This window comes from Yoonia sp. R2-816, assembly GCF_046762905.1.
Taxonomy (GTDB): Bacteria; Pseudomonadota; Alphaproteobacteria; order Rhodobacterales; family Rhodobacteraceae; genus Yoonia.
The window spans coordinates 1-24,762 of record NZ_JBKQXN010000151.1 but is presented as its reverse complement, the minus strand read 5'-3'; the positions used below and the strand labels follow the sequence as shown (position 1 = coordinate 24,762).

Sequence of the window (24,762 nt, the reverse complement as noted above, 5' to 3'; positions counted from 1 at the left end):
CGTTCCATGCCGCTTTCAGATCAGGCCCGAATTGCCGATGAACGCGATCGCCCGCGTATTGTGGCACTGTGGCAGGCACTCAGCGCGTTAAAAAGCACTGTGTCTTTCATGAACACCGGGGCGCATCCAGATGATGAAACCTCGGCGATGCTGGCGGCCCTTCGGTTTCGTAATGGGTTCGATATCTCCTACGCGTGCTCTACCCGCGGAGAAGGCGGTCAAAATGATATCGGGACCGAGACAGAAGCAGCCCTTGGCACATTGCGCACCGCCGAGATGGAGGCCGCCTGCGACCGTCTTGACCTGCGTATGTATTGGCTGTCAGTCAGCCCCGAGGACACAATTTTTGACTTCGGCTTTTCCAAATCCGGCGATGAAACACTTGCGAAATGGGGCAGAGACCGCACCATGGCGCGTTTCGTCGATATCATTCGTATGGAGCGACCTGACATTATCTGCCCAACTTTTCTTGATGTTCCCGGCCAGCATGGTCACCACCGTGCAATGACCGAGGCCGCACATAAGGTCATGGACCTTGCCGCCGATCCCGAATTTGATGGCAGTTTGCAACCGATCTGGCAGGTCAAGAAGATGTATCTGCCCGCATGGTCGGGTGCCGGTCAAGCTTACGACGATGACTTGCCGCCACCGTCCGCGACGACCACCATCCCCGCGTCTGGCCGCGATCCGGTGACAGGCTGGTCCTATGCGCGTATCGGCCAGCAAAGTCGCGTCTTGCATGCAACACAAGCCATGGGGCGCTGGGTTCCCGCCGGTGAAGAGACTGATTTTCCCCTACATCTGGCGGTGTCTCATGTAACGGGACCGGATCAGGGGATCGCATCCGGCTTGGCGCAAACCCTGCGCGATCTGAACGTGGCTGGTTTGGACGTAGTGCAAGATGTCTGTGACGCGGCGTCGGCAGCATTTCCAAATGCCGAAAAAGTCTTAAAGCATGCTTGCGATGCATTGGGAGCGCTGCGCGGAGCGGCACGTGACGCCCCGCCGGAGGTCGCTCACAAACTGACCCGAAAGGACGAACAATTAGCACGCGTGATTCAGCTTGCCGCAGGCGTCGATGTGCGGGTCGCGTTGCAGGATGACGTTCTTTACCCCCACGACAGCACAACCATGATCAGTGAGATCGCAACGGAAGCGGGCGACGTCTCGCTTACGCCAAAGCTCCCCCGTGATTGGTCGATCGATGGGACCACAGTGACCTTGGGCGCAGATGTTGCGACCAGCAACCCCTACCCTGTAAGTTATCTTCCCGGCCAAGCCATAGCTCCCTGCGTGGAGGTGGCCCTGATAGTGAAAGGGGTAACGGCCACCGTCGACATTCCACTCGAGGTGCCGCCTTTGGTGTTGCCGCAACGCTCTGCAACCATATCGCCGGGTGCAGACGTGATCAATCTGGCCCACGACCGACGGTCCGTGGTAATTGAAGTCAGCGATATCGCACCGGTATCGGCGAAAACGGCGTTGCGTGCTCCAGACCGTTGGGTCGTTGGTGCACGCGATGGGCACCATACGGTGACGGCAGCCGACGATGTGCAGCCGGGCCTATACGATCTGGCGGTAACGCTGGACGGGCAAGAGGCTAGCTGCGTGCAACTTATCCGCAGAGACCATGTTGCGCCGCGGATTCTGACGCGTCCGGCGGTTGCTCGCGTGCGTGTCGTCGATGCGTCGCTTCCCGATGTGCTGGTTGGCTATATCGGCGGTGGCAATGACCGGGTCGGGCACTGGCTGGACCGCATGGGAACGCGGGTGACGGATCTATCGGGTGCAGCGCTAAGCGATGCGACACTTGCGGCCTTCGACACGCTGGTGGTCGGTATCTTCGCCATGCGGTTCCGGCCTGACCTGGTCGCTGCGATGCCGCGTATTCACAACTGGGTCCGCGCGGGTGGAACGATGGTCACGCTGTATCACCGTCCGTGGGATAACTGGGACCCGGACACCACCGCACCATTTCGGCTTGAGATTGGCCAGCCTTCGCTGCGTTGGCGGGTCACGGATGAAGCTGCCGCGGTGACAGTCCTTGCCCCTGATCATCCGCTGATGAACTACCCAAATCGCATCGGTGATGCCGATTGGGTCGATTGGCACAAAGAGCGCGGGCTCTATTTCGCCAAGGATTGGGATGCAGCTTATACCCCTCTCATCGCGATGAGCGATGTCGGCGAGGCACCATTGAACGGCGCGTTGCTGGCGGCCGATGTCGGGAAGGGCAGACATGTGCATACCTCACTCATCCTGCACCACCAGATGGAGAAACTGACCCCCGGTGCGTTTCGTCTGACGGCCAATCTGCTTGCCAAGCGCAACTGACCCACCCCGCAATGGGCTTGCAGCCGGCTGGCTGCTTGCGGATATGGCATTGAACATATGGGCGCTGTCGATCGTCAAGGCGCTGGGCCTGGGATACCCGGCGTTCCAGTTGGTGTTTCTGCGGGCAGGTGTTGGATTGTTACTGATGATTCCTTGGATCTGGAAGTATCGCCGCGCGTTTTTTGGACTGCCTGACTTGCACTTTCACGCCCTGCGGGTCGGGTTTTCCGCGATTGCCCTCACTGCGAGTTTCTTTGCGGTTTCGCGACTACCGCTCGCGCTGTTCACAGCCACCAGTTTTACCCGCCCGATCCTGACAATGATAGCGGCTGCCTGGCTATTGAGGGAGGCCATTACACGTGACCGTTGGATAGCTGCAGTTGTGGGGTTGGTTGGCGTTGTGATCGCGGTGGACCCGTCTGGATTGTCGGGCGGTTGGGGTCTGGCAGCACAGGTGCTGGTGGTTTTTGCGGCCACCGGCGCGGTCATCACGACGCGCATGCTGGTCGCGGCCCCCACAGTGGTCATGATGACGTTCTACACTGCTGGCTTGACCCTGATCGCCGCACCTTTTGCTCTCCTCACATGGCAACCGGTGCCTGAGGATCAGTGGTCCACGTTGCTGGCCATTGGAGTCTTTGCTCAGTCCGCGCAGTTCTGTTTCCTGCGCGCCCACCGATATGGGCAGGCGGGATTTCTTGCTGTGCTGTCCTACGCAAGTTTGGTTTTTTCAACCGCTGTTGGTTACCTCATCTTCGACGAGCTACCGCAGCGAGGGTTCTGGGTAGGGGCTGCACTGATCATCGCTGCTACGCTTTGGATCGTACTGGGGCGAAGTGGCGCGATCCTATCGGAACACAAGAAAACACAAAGGGCAATTTCCAAGTGATAACCACGGAGACAAAAATACACCACAACCTGTCGGACAGGGTTCCGTGGTGCGGCAGTGAAGACATACGCCATGCCTCGCGATCTAAGCTTTTCGGCAGTAGCGATTTCGTCTTCGATTAACCTAGCATGCTACGTTCACGATCAGTGTCCGCTGTGGGACAGCGGCGCCGACTGGTAAAACGAAAGGCAGCAATGGGCTGGTGTAGCTACCAGAGGTTTGGTGACGCTATCCACCAGACATTCCCACATGGATCCTTAATACCCGCCATCCGCTCCCCATGCGGCCGATTGTTTGGCTCCATCAGATTAGTCGCACCAAGTTCGAGCGCTAACTGGTAGGTTTGGTCGGTATCTTCCACAACGATGTGCATCTGAGAAATGTTCGGTGGATAGTCGTCCGTGCTTTGATTCAGCATGACCAGGGAGTCACCGATCAGCAATCTGGCGTGCTGAATGCGATTGTCGCTGTACCTGTTCTCTTTGACCAGTGTTGCGCCAAACGCAGTGGTCAGAAAATCAATCAATCGATCTGCGGATTGGACCGTGAAGTAAGGCGTAATCGTATGTCGCTCCGTCTCTGTGTTGCTTTTGGTAACCAACTAACCTCCCTTCCAATTTCTCAAGGCAAGGTGGCAGACAGTGTTACTGCCCGCAACATTTGTCAGGCGCAATACATGGCCAAGCTGCTTCGCTCATGTCGCGAATGTCGGAAATGCGGGCTGCAAGCGCAGAATTCGAAAACCTGCCCGAGGCCAGCTGTAGGCCCTTCGTGTTGGTCAAAAGGATGAGTAGTGTTCAAGCGATGTCGCAACGCCTGAGGACGGTCAGAGCCCAAGATCTCAGGTGCTGGGAGACACTCTGTTGCCCGGAAAAGGCGAAGAGCGGACGTTTTCTCCACTCGCGAATTGGGCATGGCTGAATGTGGGGTTGTGCGGTCAGATAATTGTTTCAGATCGCCAGAGGGCTGCGTATTTGCGAAGATCTGGAAGATTTCCGGGAGGGTGAGCCAAGTTTGGCCTGGCCAATCCATCGCTTTGATCGAAAAGGAGAGCGGCCCCAATGCTGGTGCCTGTAACGGCGTCACTTGTTAGAACTTCCCTCCCGGTTGCGGCCGCAAGCATGGCGGTAAATTCACGATTTCGGGCGAAAGGCCCTTCAACGATTGTTGGGCCGGTTGCGCCGGTCAGCTGCAGGCAGGTGTCTGTCATCAAGGCAAGGTAGAATGAAAGCGCTACGGATCTTGTGCCCGTGCCGAGATCTGGCTCTGTCGGTGTCCAGCGCATCTTTCGACCCTGAAACGGCCCCGTTTGTGGCTCTACTGCTGGCAAAACCATCACGTGCTGTTCTAGGACCTCTACCACGTCCTTGGCTGTCGATGGTGCTGCGTGGCCCTGTTGGATGAGCTCGTATTCTCGCCCGCCCATGAATCGCGCGCTAGGAACGGGCGCACCGCGCGCGTCGACATTGATGAGCGTATCCCGTCTGGAGTCCAGAGAAATGTCTGCACCGCCCAGTGTCATGGCAATAACCCATGTACCAGTCGAGACCACAGAAAACGGACCTGTTTGGGTCAGAAGGTGAGGATAAAGGGATGCATTGGAGTCGTGAATGCCAACGACAACGTTGGTATCGACGGGCAGACCGGTAAGTTGCGCAATTTCAGGTCGGATTGCACCCAAAATATCAGAGGGTTTGTGCACCTGCGCGATCTTGTCAGCAATGCCCAAACGCCGAGGTAGGCCCGAAAACACTCCTTTTCGAGGCTGCCAGAGATCCGTGTGGCAGCCGATCGACGTAACATCGGTTGCCGCAACGCCAGTAAGGCGATGTCCCCAGTATTGCGGGTATGTCACGATATGCGCGGTGCGGTCTCGCAATGATGGGACTTGGGTGAACTGCCAATGCAGTTGCGCGCCGATGTTCAAGCCGCCTGCCAATGTCGGTGATCCGGTTTCAGCGAAGTCCGGCTTGAGAGCCGTGTAGGCTTCTACGATGTGGTTAGGATATTCGTGTTCATAATCGAGGATCGGCGCGGCGAGTTGTCCTTCGTGGGTCAGCAAGGCGGCACAAGCACCGTGGGTCGTGACGGAGATTGCATCCACGCGGTGCTCTTTGTGGGACTGGCTGAGCGCATCGAGCAGAAACTCCCAGTGCCCTTCGACATCGTAGTGCGGCCACGGACCGTCGGTCAGCACGATGTTCGGGCGGGTTAGCACGAGGCTCGGCAGATCGACCAACGCGAGTTTGGCGTTGGTTTTGCCGACGTCGATCACCGCGACATGTTGGGGTGCTGTCATGGCAAATGGAACATGCGTTCCAGCGGCACAGCGACGGGTGCGTTGTCGGGGCCGGCCTCCATGATGTCGGCCATATGTGCCCACCATTTCTGCATGACCGGATGTTCTGCCAACGTGTCCATCGTGTGATCTGACCGGCGCTCGAGAACACCGATCAGCAACAGGGTCTCCGAGTCAAAATGGATTGAGTAATCGCTGACCCCTGCGTCGTGCAAAAGGTCCACCAGCTCCGGCCAGATCTCATCATGGCGGCGCTTGTATTCGGCCTCCATTCCATCATTCAGACGCATGCGAAACACGTAGCGTTCAGTCATGTTGCGCTCCGAGCTGCGGCCATCGTCCAGAGGCGTGGCAAGGCAATGACGCCGATCAGCAGCAAGCCGATGAAGATAGACATGACGATGCCCGGCACATTCAGCAGACCCAAGCCAAAGGTGACAAGTCCCATGACAAAGGCTGCAATGACCACGCCGGGGATCGACCCAGATCCGCCAAGGATATTGACGCCACCCAGAACGACCATCGTGACTACTTCGAGCTCCATCCCCGTGGCGATGCTGGGGCGCGTGGAACCGAGGCGTGAGGTCAGGCAAACCGCCGCCACGCCGGACATCAGGCCGGTGAGCAGGAACAAGATGAACTTCACACGCTGAACCCGGATGCCACTGAACACCGCCCCGGTGGGGTTGTTGCCGATGGCGTACACCGCGCGGCCAAAGTTGGTTTTGTGCAAGAGCACAAAGTAGATGATCGCGATGATCACGAAGAGCAGCATTTCAACTGTGAAGACCCAATAGATGTACCCTTGGCCGAACCACGAAAAGCTGGCAGGGTAACCCCGGAAGGCGTCATCGCCCAGGATGATAAAGCTGATGCCACGAAAAAGGCTCATCGTGCCAATGGTGACGACAATGGACGGCAACCCAAGGATCGTGACGAAAACCGCATTGAACGCTCCGCATAAGAGGCCGACTGTGAGGCCGATGATCACTAGTTCCGGCGTGCCCGCGCCGTATTGCAACGCAAGGCCCATCGCGGTGCTGGCAAGGGCGATGATCGACGCAACCGAGAGGTCGATTTCGCCCGAGATGATCAGCAGCGCCATCGCAAAGGCGATCATGGCTTTTTCGGTGAAGTTGAAGGTCGCGTCGCTGAGGTTCCAAGCGCTCAGGAAATAGGGTGAGGCAAAACTGTTGACGATGAAGATCGCCAACGCGACAGCGAGCAACAGCGCTTCCCAACTGCGGAATGTCCGATACGCGCGGCTTTGCAGACGGTCGGGCACATGGCGGGTCTGAAGGCTAGTATCGGTCATTCCGCGGCCTCCAGCGGTTTTTCGGCTGACTTGAGGATGATACGGCCTTTGGTGCGGCCTCCACGGGCGTTGAAGGCCACGGCAATCAAGATCGCACTGCCGGAGATAGCGAGTTGCCAGAACGGTGAGATGTTGACGACAGGCAATGCATTTTTCACGACCCCAAGGAAGATCGCGCCCAGGACTGCACCACCGACCGATCCGATACCGCCCGCGATCGAGATGCCGCCAATGACACAGGCAGCCACAACCTCAAGCTCGAATCCGCCTGCGATATCGACATAGGCTACGGCAAAGCGGGACACCCAAAGATAGCCGGTCAATCCAGCGAGAGCCCCGGAAATTACGAAGGCCAGAAACTGCGTCTTGCCGACATTGATCCCGGTATAGACCGCAGCATGGGGGTTGCCGCCCACCGCAAAGACGGACCGACCCAGCGGGGTGCGAGACATCATGACCGCAAAGCCGATAACGCAGATTATTGCGATCCACGACAGAACTGGCAAACCAAGAAATTCGGCTCGCGGGAACGCCGTAAACGCGGGCGACATCTCGTGCGAGTTAACCCATTTGCCATCCGAGATCAGAAAGATCATGCCGCGGTAAATGGTCATTGTGCCAAGAGTGACCACGATGGGCGGGATCGCCAGCTTCCAGACCAGCAGCCCATTGATCGCGCCCATGACGGCGCCCAATCCGATGGCAATCGCAATGATCACAGGGATTGGCAGGCCGGGCATCGCGACGTTGATCATCGCCACGGCCATGCCCGTGAGCGCCAGATTAGCCGCCACAGATAAATCAATGCAGCGCGTCAGGATCACGACCATCTGCCCCAAGGCAAGGATGATCAGAGGTGCTGTATCGTTGAATACATTGGCGAGGTTCGAGGGCGCGACAAAGCCGGGAAACCGCGAGGCGATCAGGATCATCAGCACCAGAATGGCGGCGGCAAGTATGGTTTCTCGGACAGGAATAAGACGGGTCATGCCGGAAAACTCTCGGGAGTTGTAGAGATGCCTGCGGCGTGCCGAACAAGCGTTTCCGGGGCCAGGTCATCGCCTACGAGTTCAGCCGCGATACGCCCGTCCCGCATGACAATCACACGGTCAGACATGCCGATCACTTCAGGGATCTCAGAGCTGACCATGATCACAGACAGGCCAAGTGCTGCCAGTTCGGCCATAAATTCGTGCACCGCTGCCTTTGATCCGATGTCGATACCTTTGGTGGGTTCATCAAGGATGATGACTTGTGGTTGGGTCGCCAGCCATTTGGCGATGACGACCTTTTGCTGGTTGCCACCCGACAGATTGCCTACGTCCTGATCAAGGGATGCAGCGCGCAGATCCAACCGCTCGGCATATTTGCGCGCCAGTTTGAATTCCTCGGCGAGCCGCAGGAAGCCACGCTGGGACGTGCGACCAAGGGACGGCAGGGTGATGTTCTGGAATATCGGCAATCCGATAATCGCGCCCTGTTTACCACGATCTTCGGGCACGTAGACGATCCCGTTGTTCACGGCATCTGCGGGGGACCGGATGACGCAGATATCACCGTTGATTTTGGTCACGCCTTTGCTGGGTTTGGTTATGCCAAACAAGGCCTGCATGAATTCGGAGCGACCCGCGCCCACAAGCCCATAGAACCCGAGGATTTCGCCGCGCTTGAGGGTGAAACCGATGTCGGCGAATTCGGTCGGATGATGATAGCCCACGACTTGTAGAACATCCTCGCCTACAACAGGATTACGGTCGGGGAAAATATGGTCTACGGCGCGGCCAACCATCATTTTAACCAGCGCGTCTTCGTCGATGTCTGCGATCAGACCGTCGCCCACAAACGCGCCATCGCGAAAGACGGTGTAGCGGTCGGCGATGCGGAAAATCTCGTCGAACTTATGGCTTATGAACAAGATTGCTTTGCCCTGGGATTTCAAGGTCTCGACCAGTTCATACAGCTCTTCGATTTCCTTGTGCGACAGGGCGGCGGTGGGTTCGTCCATGATCACCACGCGGGCATCAACGGATAGGGCGCGGGCGATGGCGACCAGGTGCTTGTTGGCAATGCCAAGATCGCGCAATTGGGTGTGTGAACTGAACGGCGCGCCGATTTCTTCGAGCAGAGCGGTAGCAGCGCGGTGCATTTCGGCGTTGTCGATCAATCCGAACCGCGTGCGCGGAGCATGGCCGATATAGATGTTTTCGGCGACGGAGAGTTCGTCAAACAGCACGGTTTCCTGATGGATCGCGGTAATGCCCGCGTCGGAGGCATCATTGGGATTGGAAAAGGCGATGGGGTCGCCGTCGATGCGGATTGTGCCGCCGTCAGGGAAATAGATTCCAGTGAGGATCTTGACCGTGGTGGATTTGCCGGCGCCGTTCTCGCCCACAAGGGCGGTAACCTGGCCGGGATACAGGTCCAGTTTGACCTCATCCAATGCCTTCACTCCGGGGAAGGTCTTGGTGATCATGTCCATGGAAACAACCGGGGACACGACGGGCGAATTTGGCGCGGGTTGCGTCGTCATTCGAAACCTCATTTGGAGCGGGGCGACGTTGTCCGGCCCGACGCACCGTAGTACGCCGGACCAGTCAGGGAGGGTCGTTTAGAAGATCGACTTGAACTGGTCGATGTTGCTGGCGTCATAGACGAACGGATCGGCCATGGCGCCTTCGTTGTTCTCGTCCAGCGTAAGGGCACCCATGCGGCCCATCCGAATTTCCGCACCGGGGGCGGCTTCGACACCGTTTTGGCTGAGCTCATAGGCCAGCATAGTGGCGGAATACCCCAGATCAATCGGGTTCCAGATCGCGAAGGACTGGGACGCACCGCTCTCGATTGCACCAGCCATCTCGGACGGCAGGCCAAGGCCAGTCACGTTCACTTCACCGACTTTACCTGCATCCACAACAGCCTGTGCTGCGGCAACGATGCCGACGGACGTCGGCGCGATGATCGCGTCCAGATCTGGGAAAGACTGCATTAGACCAGTGGCCTCGCGGTAGGATTTATCGGCAAGGTCATCGCCATACACGGTCGAGACCACATTGATGCCCGGATAGTTGCCCATGACCTTGTTCATCTCTTCGATCCAGATGTTCTGGTTGGTCGAGGTGGTGGTCGCAGACAAAACCGCCACATCACCACCTTCGGGCAGATGATCGGCGGCCAGCTTGATGATCATGTTGCCAATCAGCGAATTCGACGATGGGTTCAGGTGCAACTGGCGACCCTCAGGTGCCACGCCGGAATCCCAGCTGATCACAGTGATACCACGCTGCATGGCGCGCTTCAGCGCAGGAACCAAAGCGTCGGTGTCGTTGGCAGAGATCGCAATGGCATCGACCTGCTGGGCGATCAGTGCGTTGATGACCTCGATCTGACCTTCCGCCGTCGTGTCAGTGGGGCCGGTATAAATGATCTCGACATTGCCAAGCTCAGCGGCGGCTTCTTCTGCGCCTTCAGCGGCGGCTTCGAAGAACCCGATGCCCAGTGCCTTGACGACCAAAGCGATACGCACATCGTCTTGCGCAAGGGCAGGTGTGCCCAACATGGTGCCGGCCAACGCGACGGAAGTTACTAGTCTCTTTAATACACTCATGGTTTTCCTCCCTGGAGTGGTTTCAATCAGGCTGGCAGCGTCGCCACACCTTCTTTCTGCGCGGAACCGGAAGGCACCACGATCAGTGTTACATCTGCCGCGTCCAGCATGGTCGCAGTGCGGTCCTCTAGCCGGTCGTCGGTGATGATTGTGTCGATCCGGTCAAGCGGGCAAAGCACCAGACTTGAGCGGTTAGCGAATTTGGAGCTGTCCACCAGAACGATCAGTTCTTCGGCTTGACCGATGAGCTTCTGTTCCGCTTGAATAAGCAGCGGGTCTTGTTCCATCAGGCCCAGCGGGCCGATGCCCGCCGCACCCATGAACATTCGCTTGGCATAGAAATTGCGGGTCACATCATTATCGAAAGGCGACAGGATAATATTCTGTTCCCGGTAGATAATGCCACCCGACAGCATAACGGTATTGGTCGTGTTCTTGAGCAGGTGCTCGGCTATCGGAAAGGAGTTCGTGAAGACCTGCATCCGACGCGATGCCAGCGGGTGGACCATCTGAAATGTTGTCGTGCCGCCGTTGATGATAATTGGTTCGCCGTCTTCGCACAACTCAACCGCTGCGGCCGCAATCGCCTGCTTCTCGGCGATGTTCATCGTTTCATTGACCGAGAATGGGCGGCCAGACAGGCCGACAAAAGGCGTCGCGGTCAAGGCTTCGGCGCCACCGCGAATGCGGCGAAGGCGCTTTTGGTCGTCCAATGTATTGATATCGCGCCGTACCGTGGCCTCGGACGCGCCAGTCAGGGCGCAAAGGTCCGCGACCGTGACTACAGAGCGGTCCTGAACGGCGGAGAGGATAACGCGATGTCTGTCTTTCTCGTGCATTGGATACCCTTTCGATTGGCCTAACGTGAATTGAGTCGCCGCTCAGTGTCAATCATTATTTGTCAATAATAGTCATTCTGCAGTGCAGCATGATTGATTATGATTGAAAATGATTGACTTGATCGCGCAGTGCAGTCACCTTGATTTGGAGTTAGCAGCCTAAACCCGTCGTCCACGGAGACCCACATGACCTCTTCCACAAATATGCAACGCCTTGAAAACAAGTGGGATGCTACCTTCTCTAACAAGATGACAGAGCCTGAAAAGCTGCTGTATCGGTCCAACCTTCTTGGGTCGGACAAGAGAATCACAAATTACGGGGGCGGCAATACATCCGCCAAGGTGATGGAAGTTGATCCGTTGAGCGGCAACATGGTTGAGGTGTTGTGGGTCAAAGGGTCAGGCGGGGATGTCGGTTCGATCAAGATGGACGGGTTCTCGACGCTCTATATGGACAAGCTAAATGCGCTGCGGGGGCTGTACCGCGGAGTAGAATTTGAAGACGAGATGGTCGCCTACTTGCCCCATTGCACCTTCAATCTCAACCCGCGCGCGGCCTCTATCGACACGCCACTGCACGCCTATGTCCCCGCCAAACACGTTGATCACATGCACCCAGATGCGATCATTGCGATAGCGGCGGCCAAGGACAGCAAGGCACTGACGCAAGAGATTTTTGGCGATAACATCGGGTGGTTGCCGTGGAAGAAACCGGGATATGAGCTGGGCCTCTGGCTGTCGAACTATTGCGAAAAGAACCCTGATGCGAAGGGTGTGGTTCTGGAAAGCCACGGTTTGTTCACCTGGGCTGATGATGCGCAGGATTGCTATGATCTGACGCTGGAGGTGGTCCAGACGGCGATGGATTGGTTCGCCGAAAGGACCGCAGGCAAGTCGGCATTCGGCGGAGCGGTTCATCAAAGCCTGAACGCGGACGCACGCCGTGCCACGGCAGCCCGCCTCATGCCAGCCATTCGCGGCATGGTATCCGGACAGCAGCACATGGTGGGTCATTTCACCGACAGTGATGCGGTTCTGGAATTTGTGAATGCCAAAGACATGGAGCGGCTGGCCGCCTTAGGCACATCCTGCCCGGACCACTTCCTGCGTACGAAAATCTGTCCGCTGGTGGTGGATTTTGACCCCGCAAAACCAGATGTTGATGAAACCTTGGCAGGGTTGGCCGATGCTATTGCGGATTATCGCGAAGGATATTTGGCCTACTACGATCGCTGCAAACGCGACGACAGCCCCGCCATCCGTGACCCCAATGCGGTAGTCTATTTGATCCCGGGCGTTGGCATGATCACCTTTGCCAAAGACAAAGCCACTGCGCGCATATCCGGTGAGTTTTACGTCAACGCGATCAACGTGATGCGCGGAGCCGATGCGGTTTCGGAATACCAGGGTCTGCCGGAACAAGAGGCGTTCGACATCGAGTACTGGCTTCTGGAAGAGGCCAAGTTGCAACGCATGCCTGCGCCCAAGTCGATGGCTGGCCGCGTGGCCCTTGTCACGGGCGGGGCGGGCGGCATTGGCGCTGCCACGGCGGAACGCTACTTGCGCGAAGGTGCGTGCGTGATGCTGGCCGATATTGACGAAGCGGCATTGGCTGAAACGGCGGATGCGCTAAGCACGCGGTATTCCGCAGACGTCGTGCGCACGGTCAACATGAATGTCACTAGCGAAGACGCCGTGGCCGCTGCCTATGTTGAGATCGCTGCAGAATTTGGCGGTGTCGACATTCTGGTGTCGAATGCAGGCATCGCAAGCTCCGCGCCTGTCGAAGAGACAACGCTGGATTTGTGGAACAAGAACATGGCGATCCTGTCGACCGGGTATTTCCTTGTCAGCCGCGAGGCGTTTAGGCTGTTCAAGGTGCAAAATATCGGCGGAGCGGTTGTCTTTGTTGCGTCCAAGAACGGGCTTGCAGCGTCGCCCAATGCGTCGGCCTATTGCACCGCGAAAGCTTCTGAAATTCACCTCGCCCGGTGTCTGGCCCTTGAAGGCGCGCCAATGAGCGTGCGGGTGAATGTGGTGAATCCCGATGCCGTTCTTAAGGGCAGCAAGATCTGGCAGGGCGAATGGCTTGATCAACGCGCGGGCATTTATGGCACCGATAAGGACGGGCTTGAGGCGATGTATCGTGAGCGGTCCATGCTCAAGCGCTCGGTGCTGCCCGAAGACATCGCCGAGGCGGCCTATTTCCTTGCCTCCGACCTCTCAGCCAAATCGACCGGAAACATCATCAACGTGGACGCAGGCAATGTACAAGCGTTCACACGGTAAGGGGCGGGCACATGATTCAGTCAGATATCATCTCAAAGGCCAATGACGCGGCGCTGGCCAAACTGAAGGCCGACTATGACGCGCTTGGCGAACACCTCGACCGGCGCGGCATCGACATTACCAGGATCAAGGAGAAGGTCGCCCAATATGGTGTGGCCGTGCCTAGCTGGGGTGTTGGCACCGGCGGCACACGGTTCGCGCGTTTTCCAGGAGCAGGCGAGCCGCGCAATATCTTTGACAAGTTGGACGATTGCGGCGTGATCCATCAGCTGACATGCGCCACGCCATCGGTCTCGCTGCATATCCCGTGGGACACACAGCCCGCTGCCGATCTGAACAGCAAAGCCGAGAAAATTGGACTGCGCTTTGACGCGATGAACTCCAACACGTTCCAGGATCAACCCGATCAAGAACACAGCTACGAATTCGGATCCTTAGCACATGTGGACGCCGCGACGCGTCAGCAGGCCGTGGACCACAACATCGCCTGCATCGAATTGGGCGCGCAAATCGGGTCCAAGGCATTGACGATCTGGGTCGGGGACGGATCGAATTTTCCGGGTCAGGCCAACTTCACCAAACAATTCGAACGTTACCTGGACGCCGCCAAACAGGTTTACGGCGCATTACCGAACGATTGGACTCTGTTGACCGAACACAAGATGTACGAGCCTGCATTCTATTCGACTGTTGTTCAGGATTGGGGCACCAACCTGTTGATTGCACAGCAGTTGGGCGACAAGGCCAAATGCCTGGTGGACCTTGGCCACCACGCGCCCAATGTGAATATAGAAATGATCGTCGCGCGCCTGACCCAGTTCGGCAAGCTGGGCGGGTTCCACTTCAATGACAGCAAATATGGTGACGATGATTTGGATACCGGCAGCATTGATCCTTACCGTCTTTTCCTTGTCTTCAACGAATTGGTGGAGGCCGAGGCGAACCCTGATTTCAATCCGATGCACATGCTTGATCAAAGTCACAATGTGACGGACCCGATTGAAAGCCTCATGGTGTCCGCCACCGAAGTGCAACGCGCCTATGCGCAGGCTTTGTTGGTGGATCGCGCTGCCCTGGTCGGTTTTCAGGACGACAACGACGCACTTATGGCGACGACCACATTGAAGCATGGGTTCCGGACGGATGTGGAACCCGTGCTTGCGATGTCACGGCTTGAGAGTGGAGGGGCTATTGACCCTGTCGCGGTGTATCGTGCGTCAGGCTATCGCGCGCTGGTGGCCGCAGAGCGACCGGCCGTGAGTGGGGCAGGTGGCGGTATCGTTTGAGGCTTTCCCAAGATGAGAACAGCCGCACGCATTCTACAGATTGATCGCGTCTCTGTATTAAACGCACATGGCCGCGACTGACCGGAATCAGACCTTAACATTGGGTGGTCTAACATCCACGTCGTCCCGCACAGCTGACACCAAAACTGCGCTAGTCTTTGCAGTTGCAGTGAAAGGCCGGTTTGGCGAAGCCGCACCGCAGCGCAAGACAGCACCGGCAATGGCCGGAATGGGCCGCGAGCGGCTTTATCTTTCTCTAAACTGCCGCAGATTCCGCGCCGTATCCGAGTTCGGCCGAGAGTCGACCTTCCGGAGCGTTCGGCAAATTGCAGCTCGGCGTCTCATGCAGACGGCCATTCCAACATCGTGGCTACAAACCCAGATCGCTCAAACGCCTGGTTTGCCGCGCGGCGAGTGCATCGATTTCTGCGATCGTCTTCGCCGTCAACCCAGCTCCGGGTTTGCGTAGCGTTGAGTGTCGAATGATACCCTGCCGGACAAGCGAATGCTTTCGGATCGCCAGCCCCATACCGGGCTGCGCCTCGTAACGGATCATTGGCATATAGGCGTCGAAGATATCCCGTGCGCGCTCTAGGTCTCCGGCCTGAAAGGCGTCCAGCACCTGCCGCATCATCTCGGGGTATCCAAACCCGGTCATCGCGCCATCTGCCCCGCGCAGCAATTCTTCGAGCAGGTACATCCCGCCATTTCCGCACAAGATGGATATGCGGCGCGATCCGGTATCGGACGCCTTGCGCAGCGCCGTGATCTTTTCAAGGCCCGGCCAATCTTCGTGTTTGAGCACCACACATGTCGGGCAGTCTTCGACGATCTTGAGGACAACCGAGGGTGAGATTTGCACACCAGTGGCAAGTGGGAAATCCTGCAAAACGAAGGGAATGTTGCCCAACGCTTCTGCCGTATTGTGAAAATAACCGACAATCTGAGCATCGGTTTGCAGACCCATGGGCGGAGCGACCATGACACCCGTTGAGCCGGCATCCATGGCTTCTTTGCTGAGCGCTGTCATTGCCGAAAATCCTGGCGCGGAAACCCCGACAATCACGGGAACCGCGCTGCGTGAAGTGACACGCCGAACAACCGACACGGATTCCGCAGCCGTAAGCTTTCCGGCCTCACCCATCATGCCTAGAATCGTGAGACCATCGGCGCCTTTTTCAATGTATGCGTCGACCAAGCGATCGATGCTGTCAAAATCAAGCGCGCCATCAGGCAGGAACGGCGTTGCGGCAATGGTAAAAACGCCTTGAGTGGATTCATTAAGCATGATCGGCTCTTTGCAATTTGTGAGACAGTGTGAGGCGGATTTGCCCCAATGCCATGCTCACCGCTGCCTGGGTGGGCTCAACAATCGGTAGGCCGGTCGCCTCCTGCAACGGGTCGCGATAGCGGGCCATGCCGGCACAGCCCATTATCAGAACATCGGCGCCATCTTCGTCGCGTAGCCGTCTCCCGGTCGCGATCATCGCATCAAGGCTTTTTGCACCGTCGGACAAGTCCGCAACGCCCAGACCAAGGGCACGGTCGCCCGCCAACCGATCTAGCACCCCCATGGCGCCAAAGGCGCGCAAGTGACGTGGAACGGAGGCAGGCAGTATAGCGATCACGCCAAACCGGTGACCCAATGTCAGGGCCGTCATGACGGATGCTTCCTGAATCCCGACAACTGGACTCGACGTCTGGTCGCGCAAGGCGTGCAGACCCGGATCGCCAAAGCAGGCGATCACATATCCTGCAGCATCGTTCTGAGCTGCCGCTAGTTCCAGCATCGGCGCAATTGTCAGATCAGCCTGTCGTTGAGTTTCTATACCCGGTGGTCCCTCAGATAAGGTGAGGCAGCGGATGGGAATTCCGAAGCTGCGCAGAGGGTCAACGGCTGCGTCGATGCCGCCTGTCACATGCTGCGATGAGTTTGGATTGATGACAATCAGTGAGTTCATGCGTCCGGCCGTGTCGCGGATTGGATCTCGATCTGATAGCCCTCGGGATCGTTGAAGACGAAAGCTCGGATGCCGATTTCATCGTTCTCGAATAGCGGAGACAAGGTGTCCAATTCCTTGGTCTGTGCGTAGGCGTACCAATCATCCACCTCGGGAACGCGGATGCATAGCTGTAAAGGTTTGGTTGCTGACCATTTGTTCATGCCCTTCGTCTCGTCCACAAGGCCGACATGAGCACCTGGGCAAATCCGATAGATCTTGCACCACCCCTGATCGATTGCCAACGGCAGTCCGAGGACATTCTCGTAAAACTGCGTGGCCTTCGGCAGATCCCGATAATAGAGAAACGTGATCGCCAGTTCATTGCTTGTGTCTGGGCGGCGTATTTCGCTTGAGCTCAACTGGCATGCCCCCTTGGTTTTGTGGCCAATTTCGGTCGGTCGATCCACATGCTGTGTCCTGGCTCGCCCAGGAATTCGCCATTTTCCACTATAGTCCGCCCTCGGAGCATGACGCGTTCCGGCCAGCCCGTCACTTGATATCCCTCCCACGGGTTGTACCCGACATTGTCATGCAGATCGTCGGCGCCGTAGGTCACTGTTTTCCCTGGGTCCCAAATGACAATATCCGCATCCATTCCTTCAGCGATCGCGCCCTTGTGCGGCAGCCCGTAAATCCTTGCTGGCGCGTGTGACGTCAGTTCGACAAAGGCTTCGGGTCCGCCGCGGCCCTCTGTGACCATCGCGTTGAAAAGAAGCGGCAACCGAGTTTCCAATCCCGGCAGACCATTTGCAATCTGGTGGAATCCAGGGTTTCGGCCAGCCGACAGTTTGCCCGTGTCATCAAAGCGATAGGGCGCGTGATCCGACGAGATGAGGCTGAGCGTTCCGTTCAGCAGTGCTGTCCACAACGCTTCCTGATCCTGTTCGGTCCGTTGCGGGGGCGAACACATCCATTTGGCGCCCTCCAGCCCGGGCTTGTCCAGAACGTCTTCCGTCATGAAAAGGTAATGTGGACAGGTTTCCGCCCAGACCGGAGCGCCACGCGCCTGCGCGGCCTTGATTGCGGCGGCTCCTTCGCGGGTCGAGATGTGAAACAGCATCACGGGTTGATCTGCGTATTCCGCAAACCGGCAGATGCGCTCGACTGCTTCGGTCTCCGCCATACGGGGCCGAGACCTGGCATGATCCCGAGGGGTGACATGGCCAGCATTGATGAGATCTTCTCTCGCCTTAGCGATGATCGCGTCGTTTTCGGCATGGACACATACCAAAGCGCCACTTTGCCGCGCGCTTTGAAATATCCGCAACAACTGCGCGTCGCTGAGTTGGATATTATAGGTCGTGAACACTTTCAGAGACCTGTGGCCGGCACTGATCAGTGCGGCAAGATCGCCATCAAATCCGGCAACATCGGTGTCCGTCAGAGTGATGTGAAATGCATAATCGATCATAGCGCCTCTGGAGGCGCGCGCCGCATAGTCGGCCACGGTTTCGGAGAGCAGTTGCCCATTGGCTTGCGCGGCGAATGAGATGACACTGGTTGTGCCACCCATTGCTGCCGATTTTGTCGCGGTTTCAAACGTGTCAGCATTCCACTGTCCCATGCCCGACATTTGTTCGATGTGGGCATGCGGATCTACGCCGCCGGGCATCACCCATTTTCCCTTCGCCGAAATACGCGCCTTTGCGCCTGCGACGGGTGCACCCAAGGAGACGACCTTGCCGTTGGAAATCGCCACATCACCATGGACAACGCCGTGGGGCGTAACCACCTGACCGTCTTGAATTACGAGATCTATGCCATCGACCATCAATCCCTGCCCATCGCGATTTCGGAGTCTTGTGTTGCAGCATGCCTTCTATTGAAGCGGGTGCAAAGTGCTTTGCAATATGAGATCAGAGACAACTGTCGAGACGCCATGACACGCGTTTCGCAGGTTGCCGAACGACCACATGCTCTAAATATTGGAACAGGCCGTCCGCCATCAGTTAATAAGGAAGCTTTTTTGCCCGGTGGCCTGCGGCTACTATGTCCGCGAATTGTCACTTCGCCAACCCCAAGTTTGCGGCGCTGCAGCGAATGTCTCCTTCGACGGACCGCGCCGCAGCATGACAGAGGCAGTGTGAACGGCTGCAATGGGCCGAAAACGTTGCTCCTTTCCGGTTTTGACAAGGCGAAATCCCAACAAAGGTTGGCTGCGGGTGAAGTACACAAGTTCTTGCTGTTTGCGCCATGGCACCTATCATTGCCGCCTGCAAATTCAAAAGCGAGGTGAAGTAAAATGGCGGACGGAAGCACAGCGAGAAACCCGGCACGGCGCAGCGTCGTCGTTCATGAATTCACCAATAGCGTCCTCGACCCAGATGGCCCCATGTTGGGCCCGATTGAGGATGGGGGAACGATCATAGCTAACACCGCGCCAGGCTGCTGGGGTCCGATGATCACCCCGAGCCTGCGCGGCGGCCACGAAGTGACACAGCCTGTCTTTGTTGAAGGCGCCGAGATCGGCGATGGTGTCGCAATTCGCATTCGCGACATCACAGTCACCTCAAGTGCGACGGCCTCCGGCCACGATAGTTCTCCTGAGGGGTTCTGTCTCGGAGACCCTTATGTGGCTGCACGATGCCCCACCTGTGATACGGTTTGGCCTGAGACCCATATTGAGGGTATTGGCCAAGACTCGGTCAAATGTGATGCTTGCGGGAATGCGGTCAAACCATTTGAGATCGTCCACGGCTACACAGTCACCTTTGACGAAACGCGCACCGTTGGCCTGACGCTGCCCAAAGATGCGGCCGAGACGATCGCTAAGAGTGCCGATCACTATGCAGCATTGCCGGATGAAAGCCGTCAGCACTCCATTCTGAAATATGCGCCTTCGGATATGCCGGGCACACTTGTTCGTATGCGGCCATTCATGGGGCAACTTGGCACCTGCCCATCAATGCCGATGCCTGACAGCCACAACGCAGGTGATTTTGGAGCCTTCTTGGTAGGCGCTCCCCATGATTACGGCATCACGGCGGAACAGTTGGCCGAACATAAGACCGACGGACACATGGATATCGACGCCGTGCGCGCCGGTGCCATTCTTGTGTGTCCGGTCAAGGTTAAAGGTGCAGGCGTCTATATGGGCGATATGCATGCAGGCCAGGGCGACGGTGAAATCGCTGGCCATACGATGGATGTCTCAGGCAGCGTGACCCTGCAGCTGGAGGTGGTCAAAAACTATCCTTTGGATGGGCCGGTCCTGTTTCCGCTGGAAGAAGACCTGCCGCCTTTGGCAAAACCATTCACGGCTGCGGAAAAAAGCAAAGGCGCACGCCTCGCTGAAAAGTGGCAGGTGTCTGATATTGAGGCGCTGGCACCGATTTCGGTCATCGGAACGGCTGCAAATCTGAACGAGGCGATTGAAAACGGTCTGGCCCGTGCGGCAAAGCTGCTGGATGTGACGGTCGCTGAAATTCGCAATCGGGCAACTGTCAACGGAGCCATCGAAATCGGACGTGCGCCGGGTGTGATCCAGGTGACTTTCCTGGCGCCTCTGAACAAACTTGATGCCGTAGGTCTGGGCGACTACGCCCGAGAGCAATACAGTATCTAACTGCGAGCGCGGCACAGTACAGTTGCGCTCTGCCGCGCTTCCTACTGGACTGGACACAAGCGCTTACGACCTATCAAGGCTTATCGTCTGGAATCTGGCACTGGCGCGTCAAACCCAAGTGTAAAATCCAGATCCTGCTTCACGACGTACGGACATCGGCTATAGGAAGCGGAGCAAGCCTCGCCCAAATAGCGGGTAGGTCTTGTTCGCTGATGGACGGTGAGGCCGAAAAAATGCTGCGAGATGCACGAGCGGCGGCTCCGGGAGTCTGCAGTGCGGCATCGGGTCACTGGGCCAATGGCTCTTTTGGGCCGATTCCGAGCCGCTCAGTTGTTTAACGGCCGGAGTTTTGGGGATATCCTGCTTGCACAGAGAGGTTTGTCCGACCAAAAGCCGTTGCGACATTAGGTAATTCCTCTAGTGCAGAGGCATCATTTAAGCCGCGATGTCCTTTGGCGACTACCAACCATTTGTCATCCAGTGCGATTTTACTACCAAATACGACATTTGGATCGCCCGCTGGGTCGTCGATCCGCTGAACGAGTCCGCCTCTAGTCAATTCATAGATGAAAACAGCCCCCAACTGCGGTCCGTTGCCCTCTTGAATCGAGTGAGGTGCGCCAATCGCAGCAATGTCTCCATGCAAATCAATTGCGTCGCCGAACCCATAGTCAAACATGACCGGATCAGGATTCTCGAACCGGTGCAGCATATCGCCACTGGTCAGGTCAAAAACAAACACTGTATCCAAGGTTTCGGGATGGTCAAAACTTGCCTGTGCTGAAACCATGATGCGATTTCCATCTATCGCGACTTGTCCACCGAAACTGCGCAGCCAATCCGGGTCCGGATTTTCGAAGTTGTGCAGTAGATCACCCGTTTTTAGGTCGATCAGAAACACCGCTCCTTGCGCGTTCTTTGATCGGTAGTCCTCTGGCGCGCCAATCAACAAGGTGTCACCCTGCAGGGCAACAGCCGCACCGAAGCGCAACGCGCGGTTCGCCCCGGGTAGGTTGAATGACTGGCGCAAAGCCTTCGTGTCCAGATCGTAGATATGCACGAAACCCGCTCTGTTTTCGGTCGTATCCCCATCCGACACCATGCTGAAATTGCCAGGCGCGCCGACAGCTACAGTGTTCCCTTGTGCCGCGACCGAAGTGCCAAAAGTTGTGCTTGAGTCGGAGTTGGGGTTTTCCAATACCCCAACTCCAGCACCTGAATCCGACGCAAAGATGCTGACCGAACCACGATCCAAAGCGGCCTGCGACCTCTGGCGATCAGATTCAGGCGCGGCAATCAGTGCGTATTCACCAGTCAGCGCCGCCGCTCGGCCAAAGTCAGTCACCAGTGGATCTGTTGCGTTTTCGAAAACGGTTTTGAGTTGCCCCGTTTCAACATCATAAAGATATCCGACCCCATCACGATTTACATCTGTACTGGATGACCGTCCGGCAATATTTGTCACCAAGACATCACTCTGATGAAAGGCGACAGCCCCGCCAAAATCATGGTTTTGCCTTGGCTTGCCCGCAGCAAAATCAGTATGGATATCAAATAAATCGATCATTCGTGTCCACGACGTGGGCAGATCAATCGGATCGGCCCCGGCATCTAACAATGCAAGAATGATTTGATCATCAGCAAACCCTTCTTCCTGCAATGTGAGCGCAAGAGGGGTTAGGCCAATATCCGTTTGCGCCGTTGGGTCGGCTCCGGCCTCCAACAAGACCATTATCAGCGCTAAATCATATCGTGCCGCACTATGCAGGGGCGTATAACTCTGTTGGTTGGCTACATTGGGATCGGCGCCAGCTGCCAATAGAAACGCAGCCAGATCCGCCTCGTAGACACTGTGTAAAGGCGTGTTGCCGAGATCATCTTGGGCATTGATATCAACACCGAGATCCAGCAGCCGCTGAATAACGTCATGATCCCCGGTCTGCACCGCGGCATGCAATGCACTGCTCCCCTCACTGCCTGGCTGTGCGACATCGGCACCCGCTGCAAGGAACGGTTCAACCAATTGTAGGAGATTAGACCTGCGCAGCACTAATTCGAACGGCGTGACTCCGTAACGATTTGGGGTATTCGGATCAGCGCCTGCATCCAGAATGTCAATGATAAGGTGCGCTGAAACCGGTTTTGCTAGGGCTAGGTGCAATGCCGTATTGCCATCTTCATCCTTAATATTCGGGTCAGTATGCGGTATAAGATCCACCACAGCCTGAGATCGATCATACTCGGATTGTAGGGCGAGGTGCAGTGCAGTACTACCTGATGAATTTTGCAAATCCGCGTCCGCACCTGCAGCAAGAGCCATACCAATAGCATCAGCCGATCCGCGATATGAAAGCCTGTGCAAAAGCGTAGACCCAAGGTCATTTTGCGCATTCACATCAGCACCAGCGGCGACGAATATCTGAAAGAAATTCATTACTTCAGTCTTACTTGAAATAAGATGCAGTGGCGTATTGCCGTTATTGCCTTTGATCGTCACATCAGCACCAGCGGCCATTAGCGCCTCAATTACCGTTGGATCAGCATCAAATTCAAACGCCTTGTGAAGCGCCGTATCGCCATCTTCATCAAGGGCATTCGGGTCAGCGCCTGCATCAAGTAACGATGCGACAACATCGTAAGAATGATTGCTGGCCCCGGTCGCCAGATGTAACGCTGTTGGGTTGGTCGTGCCCGCATTTTCGATGAGCAGTGCAACTATCTCGGCATTTTTATTGAACCTTAACGCCGACTGCAGTGCAGTTCGGCCAGAGTGGCTAGCAGCAGTTGTGTCACTTGTTGCGTCAAGCAGTAATCTTACAACGTCAACCGTTTCGCTAGCGCGAGCAGCATCGGAAAGAGGTCGTGTTCCGTCTCGATCCATCGCATCCGCATCTGCACCCAAAGCCAGCATATGTTGAACAACGTCTGGATAGTCATTGTATTCAGCGGCATGATGCAACGGTGTTTCGGCGTCTTCCGGCGCGCGCGCATTTATATCACCGCCAGCGTTCACGAGCATGTCAAACATATCCATATTCTGGGCATATTTTCCCGCATAATGCATCGGAGTGATGCCACCAGCCCCAGCCGCGTTAGGATCGGCTCCTTGTGCTAGCAACGCTGCAATTTGGGTTGTATTATTCTTCTCGATCGCACGATGAAGCGGAGAGTTATTGCGCCAATCTTTGGCCTGAATATCAGCCCCAAGTTCCAAAAGAAGGATCACAGTCGCCGGATCATCCCCGTTCTGAGCCGCGAAATGAAGTGGCGTCGATTGCATCATGTCATCCCGTACCTCAACATCGCCAATCGCCTCGAGCAGTGTCTCTATCACTTGCGGTGGTGCATCCATTGACGCGGCCCAATGCAGGACATTGCGGTCGTACTGGCTGTTTTGGAACGGATCAGCACCTCCAGCCAGCAACGCACTCACCACCGCCGGATTTCGATTGAACAATGCCATGTTAAGTGTGGTGACGTTACTGCCATCTGCACGTCTAAGGTTGGGGTCAGCGCCAAGCGAAATGAGCGTGTCTATGATCTGCGGGTTTGGGTTCTTATTGGCGGCCCAATGCAAGGCCGTCAGTCCAGTATCGTCACGCTGATTAGGTTCGGCACCTGCTGCAATCACTGCGCGCATCACTGCTGGATCATTGTGCATAGCAGCGACACGATGCAAAATGCCTTCTCCGTTGAAACCGTCGTTGGCTCGCACGTCATAACCATCAGAGATGCACGACTGTACACCCTCAACATTCAGCACTGCGACCGCGTTGAACCGCCGCATGGCCTCACAAGCCTGCACTGCGGTTGATGACACAATCAATGCGATGGAGGCCAATAGATATCTCATGCTTCTCGTACCGTAATCTCTCAACCACCAGGGTGTTATTCAAAGGATCGCCGACGCGATTACTTTAGCAATCGCCGACTAATACACCATGTTCGTGTGTGTAACTTGATTTATCAAGTCCAACGATCTGAACTTTGCGGTTGATTGACGTTGCATCGTGCCCTTCACTACCAGCATAGGATCCGCCCGTTTGAGCGGTTCGCCAGAGCCAACGTTCATTTAGGCAGATAGAACGGTCGTAAATTCAGCAGACTGTTAGTTTGCGGGCACCTTCATTATGCAGCCGCAGCGAACGTCCGGTCTGGTGAAGCTGCATCGCGGCGCTTGACGACATTGGGAATGACCTCTGTGGGTGGCTCCTGCATTGCAAGCGTTTTCTGGCGATGTTTGCGGTCATTTTCGTCAGTACCTTCGTCTGTCCGGCCTGTTTATGCGGTGGTGTTCCGCTGGCCCTGATGAATTCCGCGAGCGAGGTTCCAATCGGGT

18 protein-coding genes are annotated in these 24,762 nt (G+C 56.6%); 5 read left to right on the top strand and 13 right to left on the bottom strand.

From position 1 onward, the window contains the following. Positions 1-6: 6 nt before the first annotated feature. The gene (locus tag ACFWW2_RS04925; RefSeq protein ID WP_393926629.1) at positions 7-2,334 is read left to right on the top strand and encodes a PIG-L family deacetylase; all 2,328 of its coding nucleotides are present in this window, start codon (positions 7-9) and stop codon (positions 2,332-2,334) included. After that, positions 2,318-3,223, top strand: a complete 906-nt coding sequence (locus tag ACFWW2_RS04920) for a DMT family transporter (protein ID WP_393926628.1) — start codon at positions 2,318-2,320, stop codon at positions 3,221-3,223. Before ACFWW2_RS04925 ends, ACFWW2_RS04920 begins: the two co-directional genes overlap by 17 nt. Before the next feature lie 208 nt (positions 3,224-3,431). On the opposite strand, the gene ACFWW2_RS04915 is transcribed toward ACFWW2_RS04920, so the two are convergent. The 8 genes from ACFWW2_RS04915 to ACFWW2_RS04880 form a co-directional block, all read right to left on the bottom strand. Continuing rightward, positions 3,432-3,824: a VOC family protein gene (locus ACFWW2_RS04915; protein WP_393926627.1), complete on the bottom strand. Its 393-nt coding sequence runs from the start codon at positions 3,822-3,824 to the stop codon at positions 3,432-3,434. 336 nt (positions 3,825-4,160) lie between these two features. After that, positions 4,161-5,522 carry an FGGY-family carbohydrate kinase gene (locus tag ACFWW2_RS04910; protein WP_393926626.1) on the bottom strand — a complete coding sequence of 454 codons (1,362 nt, stop codon included), beginning with the start codon at positions 5,520-5,522 and terminating at the stop codon, positions 4,161-4,163. Beyond that, complete coding sequence (gene rhaM / locus ACFWW2_RS04905) at positions 5,519-5,836, bottom strand: L-rhamnose mutarotase (RefSeq protein ID WP_393926625.1); 318 nt, start codon at positions 5,834-5,836, stop codon at positions 5,519-5,521. The genes ACFWW2_RS04910 and rhaM overlap by 4 nt, the downstream gene beginning before the upstream one ends. Then, complete coding sequence (locus tag ACFWW2_RS04900) at positions 5,833-6,837, bottom strand: ABC transporter permease (RefSeq protein WP_393926624.1); 1,005 nt, start codon at positions 6,835-6,837, stop codon at positions 5,833-5,835. Before ACFWW2_RS04900 ends, rhaM begins: the two co-directional genes overlap by 4 nt. After that, the gene (locus ACFWW2_RS04895; RefSeq protein WP_393926623.1) at positions 6,834-7,826 is read right to left on the bottom strand and encodes an ABC transporter permease; all 993 of its coding nucleotides are present in this window, start codon (positions 7,824-7,826) and stop codon (positions 6,834-6,836) included. The genes ACFWW2_RS04900 and ACFWW2_RS04895 overlap by 4 nt, the downstream gene beginning before the upstream one ends. Further along, positions 7,823-9,367 (bottom strand): sugar ABC transporter ATP-binding protein, encoded by a 1,545-nt coding sequence (locus tag ACFWW2_RS04890; RefSeq protein WP_393926622.1) that lies wholly within the window; start codon positions 9,365-9,367, stop codon positions 7,823-7,825. Before ACFWW2_RS04890 ends, ACFWW2_RS04895 begins: the two co-directional genes overlap by 4 nt. A gap of 78 nt (positions 9,368-9,445) precedes the next feature. Next, on the bottom strand, positions 9,446-10,441 hold the full coding sequence (gene rhaS, locus ACFWW2_RS04885) for a rhamnose ABC transporter substrate-binding protein (RefSeq protein WP_393926621.1): 996 nt from the start codon (positions 10,439-10,441) through the stop codon (positions 9,446-9,448). A gap of 26 nt (positions 10,442-10,467) precedes the next feature. After that, complete coding sequence (locus ACFWW2_RS04880; RefSeq protein ID WP_393926620.1) at positions 10,468-11,280, bottom strand: DeoR/GlpR family DNA-binding transcription regulator; 813 nt, start codon at positions 11,278-11,280, stop codon at positions 10,468-10,470. 186 nt (positions 11,281-11,466) lie between these two features. Between ACFWW2_RS04880 and ACFWW2_RS04875 the strand changes: the two genes are divergently transcribed. Together ACFWW2_RS04875 and rhaI are read left to right on the top strand one after the other, a co-directional pair. Next, the gene (locus tag ACFWW2_RS04875; RefSeq protein ID WP_393926619.1) at positions 11,467-13,569 is read left to right on the top strand and encodes a bifunctional rhamnulose-1-phosphate aldolase/short-chain dehydrogenase; all 2,103 of its coding nucleotides are present in this window, start codon (positions 11,467-11,469) and stop codon (positions 13,567-13,569) included. Between the two features lie 11 nt (positions 13,570-13,580). Further along, complete coding sequence (rhaI, locus tag ACFWW2_RS04870) at positions 13,581-14,855, top strand: L-rhamnose catabolism isomerase (RefSeq protein WP_393926618.1); 1,275 nt, start codon at positions 13,581-13,583, stop codon at positions 14,853-14,855. Between the two features lie 370 nt (positions 14,856-15,225). Here the strand turns inward: rhaI and ACFWW2_RS04865 are convergent, their stop codons facing one another. Genes ACFWW2_RS04865 through hydA form a run of 4 tightly spaced genes read right to left on the bottom strand, consistent with a single transcriptional unit; the run spans position 15,226 to position 18,629 of the window. After that, complete coding sequence (locus ACFWW2_RS04865; protein WP_393926616.1) at positions 15,226-16,143, bottom strand: dihydrodipicolinate synthase family protein; 918 nt, start codon at positions 16,141-16,143, stop codon at positions 15,226-15,228. Then, positions 16,136-16,816 carry an aspartate/glutamate racemase family protein gene (locus ACFWW2_RS04860; RefSeq protein ID WP_393926615.1) on the bottom strand — a complete coding sequence of 227 codons (681 nt, stop codon included), beginning with the start codon at positions 16,814-16,816 and terminating at the stop codon, positions 16,136-16,138. The genes ACFWW2_RS04865 and ACFWW2_RS04860 overlap by 8 nt, the downstream gene beginning before the upstream one ends. Then, a complete protein-coding gene (locus ACFWW2_RS04855; protein WP_393926614.1) occupies positions 16,813-17,217 on the bottom strand; it encodes a VOC family protein in 405 nt (134 codons plus the stop codon). Before ACFWW2_RS04855 ends, ACFWW2_RS04860 begins: the two co-directional genes overlap by 4 nt. Beyond that, positions 17,214-18,629 carry a dihydropyrimidinase gene (gene hydA / locus ACFWW2_RS04850; protein WP_393926613.1) on the bottom strand — a complete coding sequence of 472 codons (1,416 nt, stop codon included), beginning with the start codon at positions 18,627-18,629 and terminating at the stop codon, positions 17,214-17,216. Before hydA ends, ACFWW2_RS04855 begins: the two co-directional genes overlap by 4 nt. Positions 18,630-19,100: 471 nt before the next feature. On the opposite strand from hydA, the gene ACFWW2_RS04845 reads away from it, so the two are divergent. Further along, positions 19,101-20,423 (top strand): acetamidase/formamidase family protein, encoded by a 1,323-nt coding sequence (locus ACFWW2_RS04845; RefSeq protein WP_393926612.1) that lies wholly within the window; start codon positions 19,101-19,103, stop codon positions 20,421-20,423. A 334-nt stretch (positions 20,424-20,757) separates the two neighbouring features. On the opposite strand, the gene ACFWW2_RS04840 is transcribed toward ACFWW2_RS04845, so the two are convergent. Continuing rightward, positions 20,758-24,276, bottom strand: a complete 3,519-nt coding sequence (locus ACFWW2_RS04840; RefSeq protein WP_393926611.1) for an ankyrin repeat domain-containing protein — start codon at positions 24,274-24,276, stop codon at positions 20,758-20,760. Between the last annotated feature and the right edge of the window lie 486 nt (positions 24,277-24,762).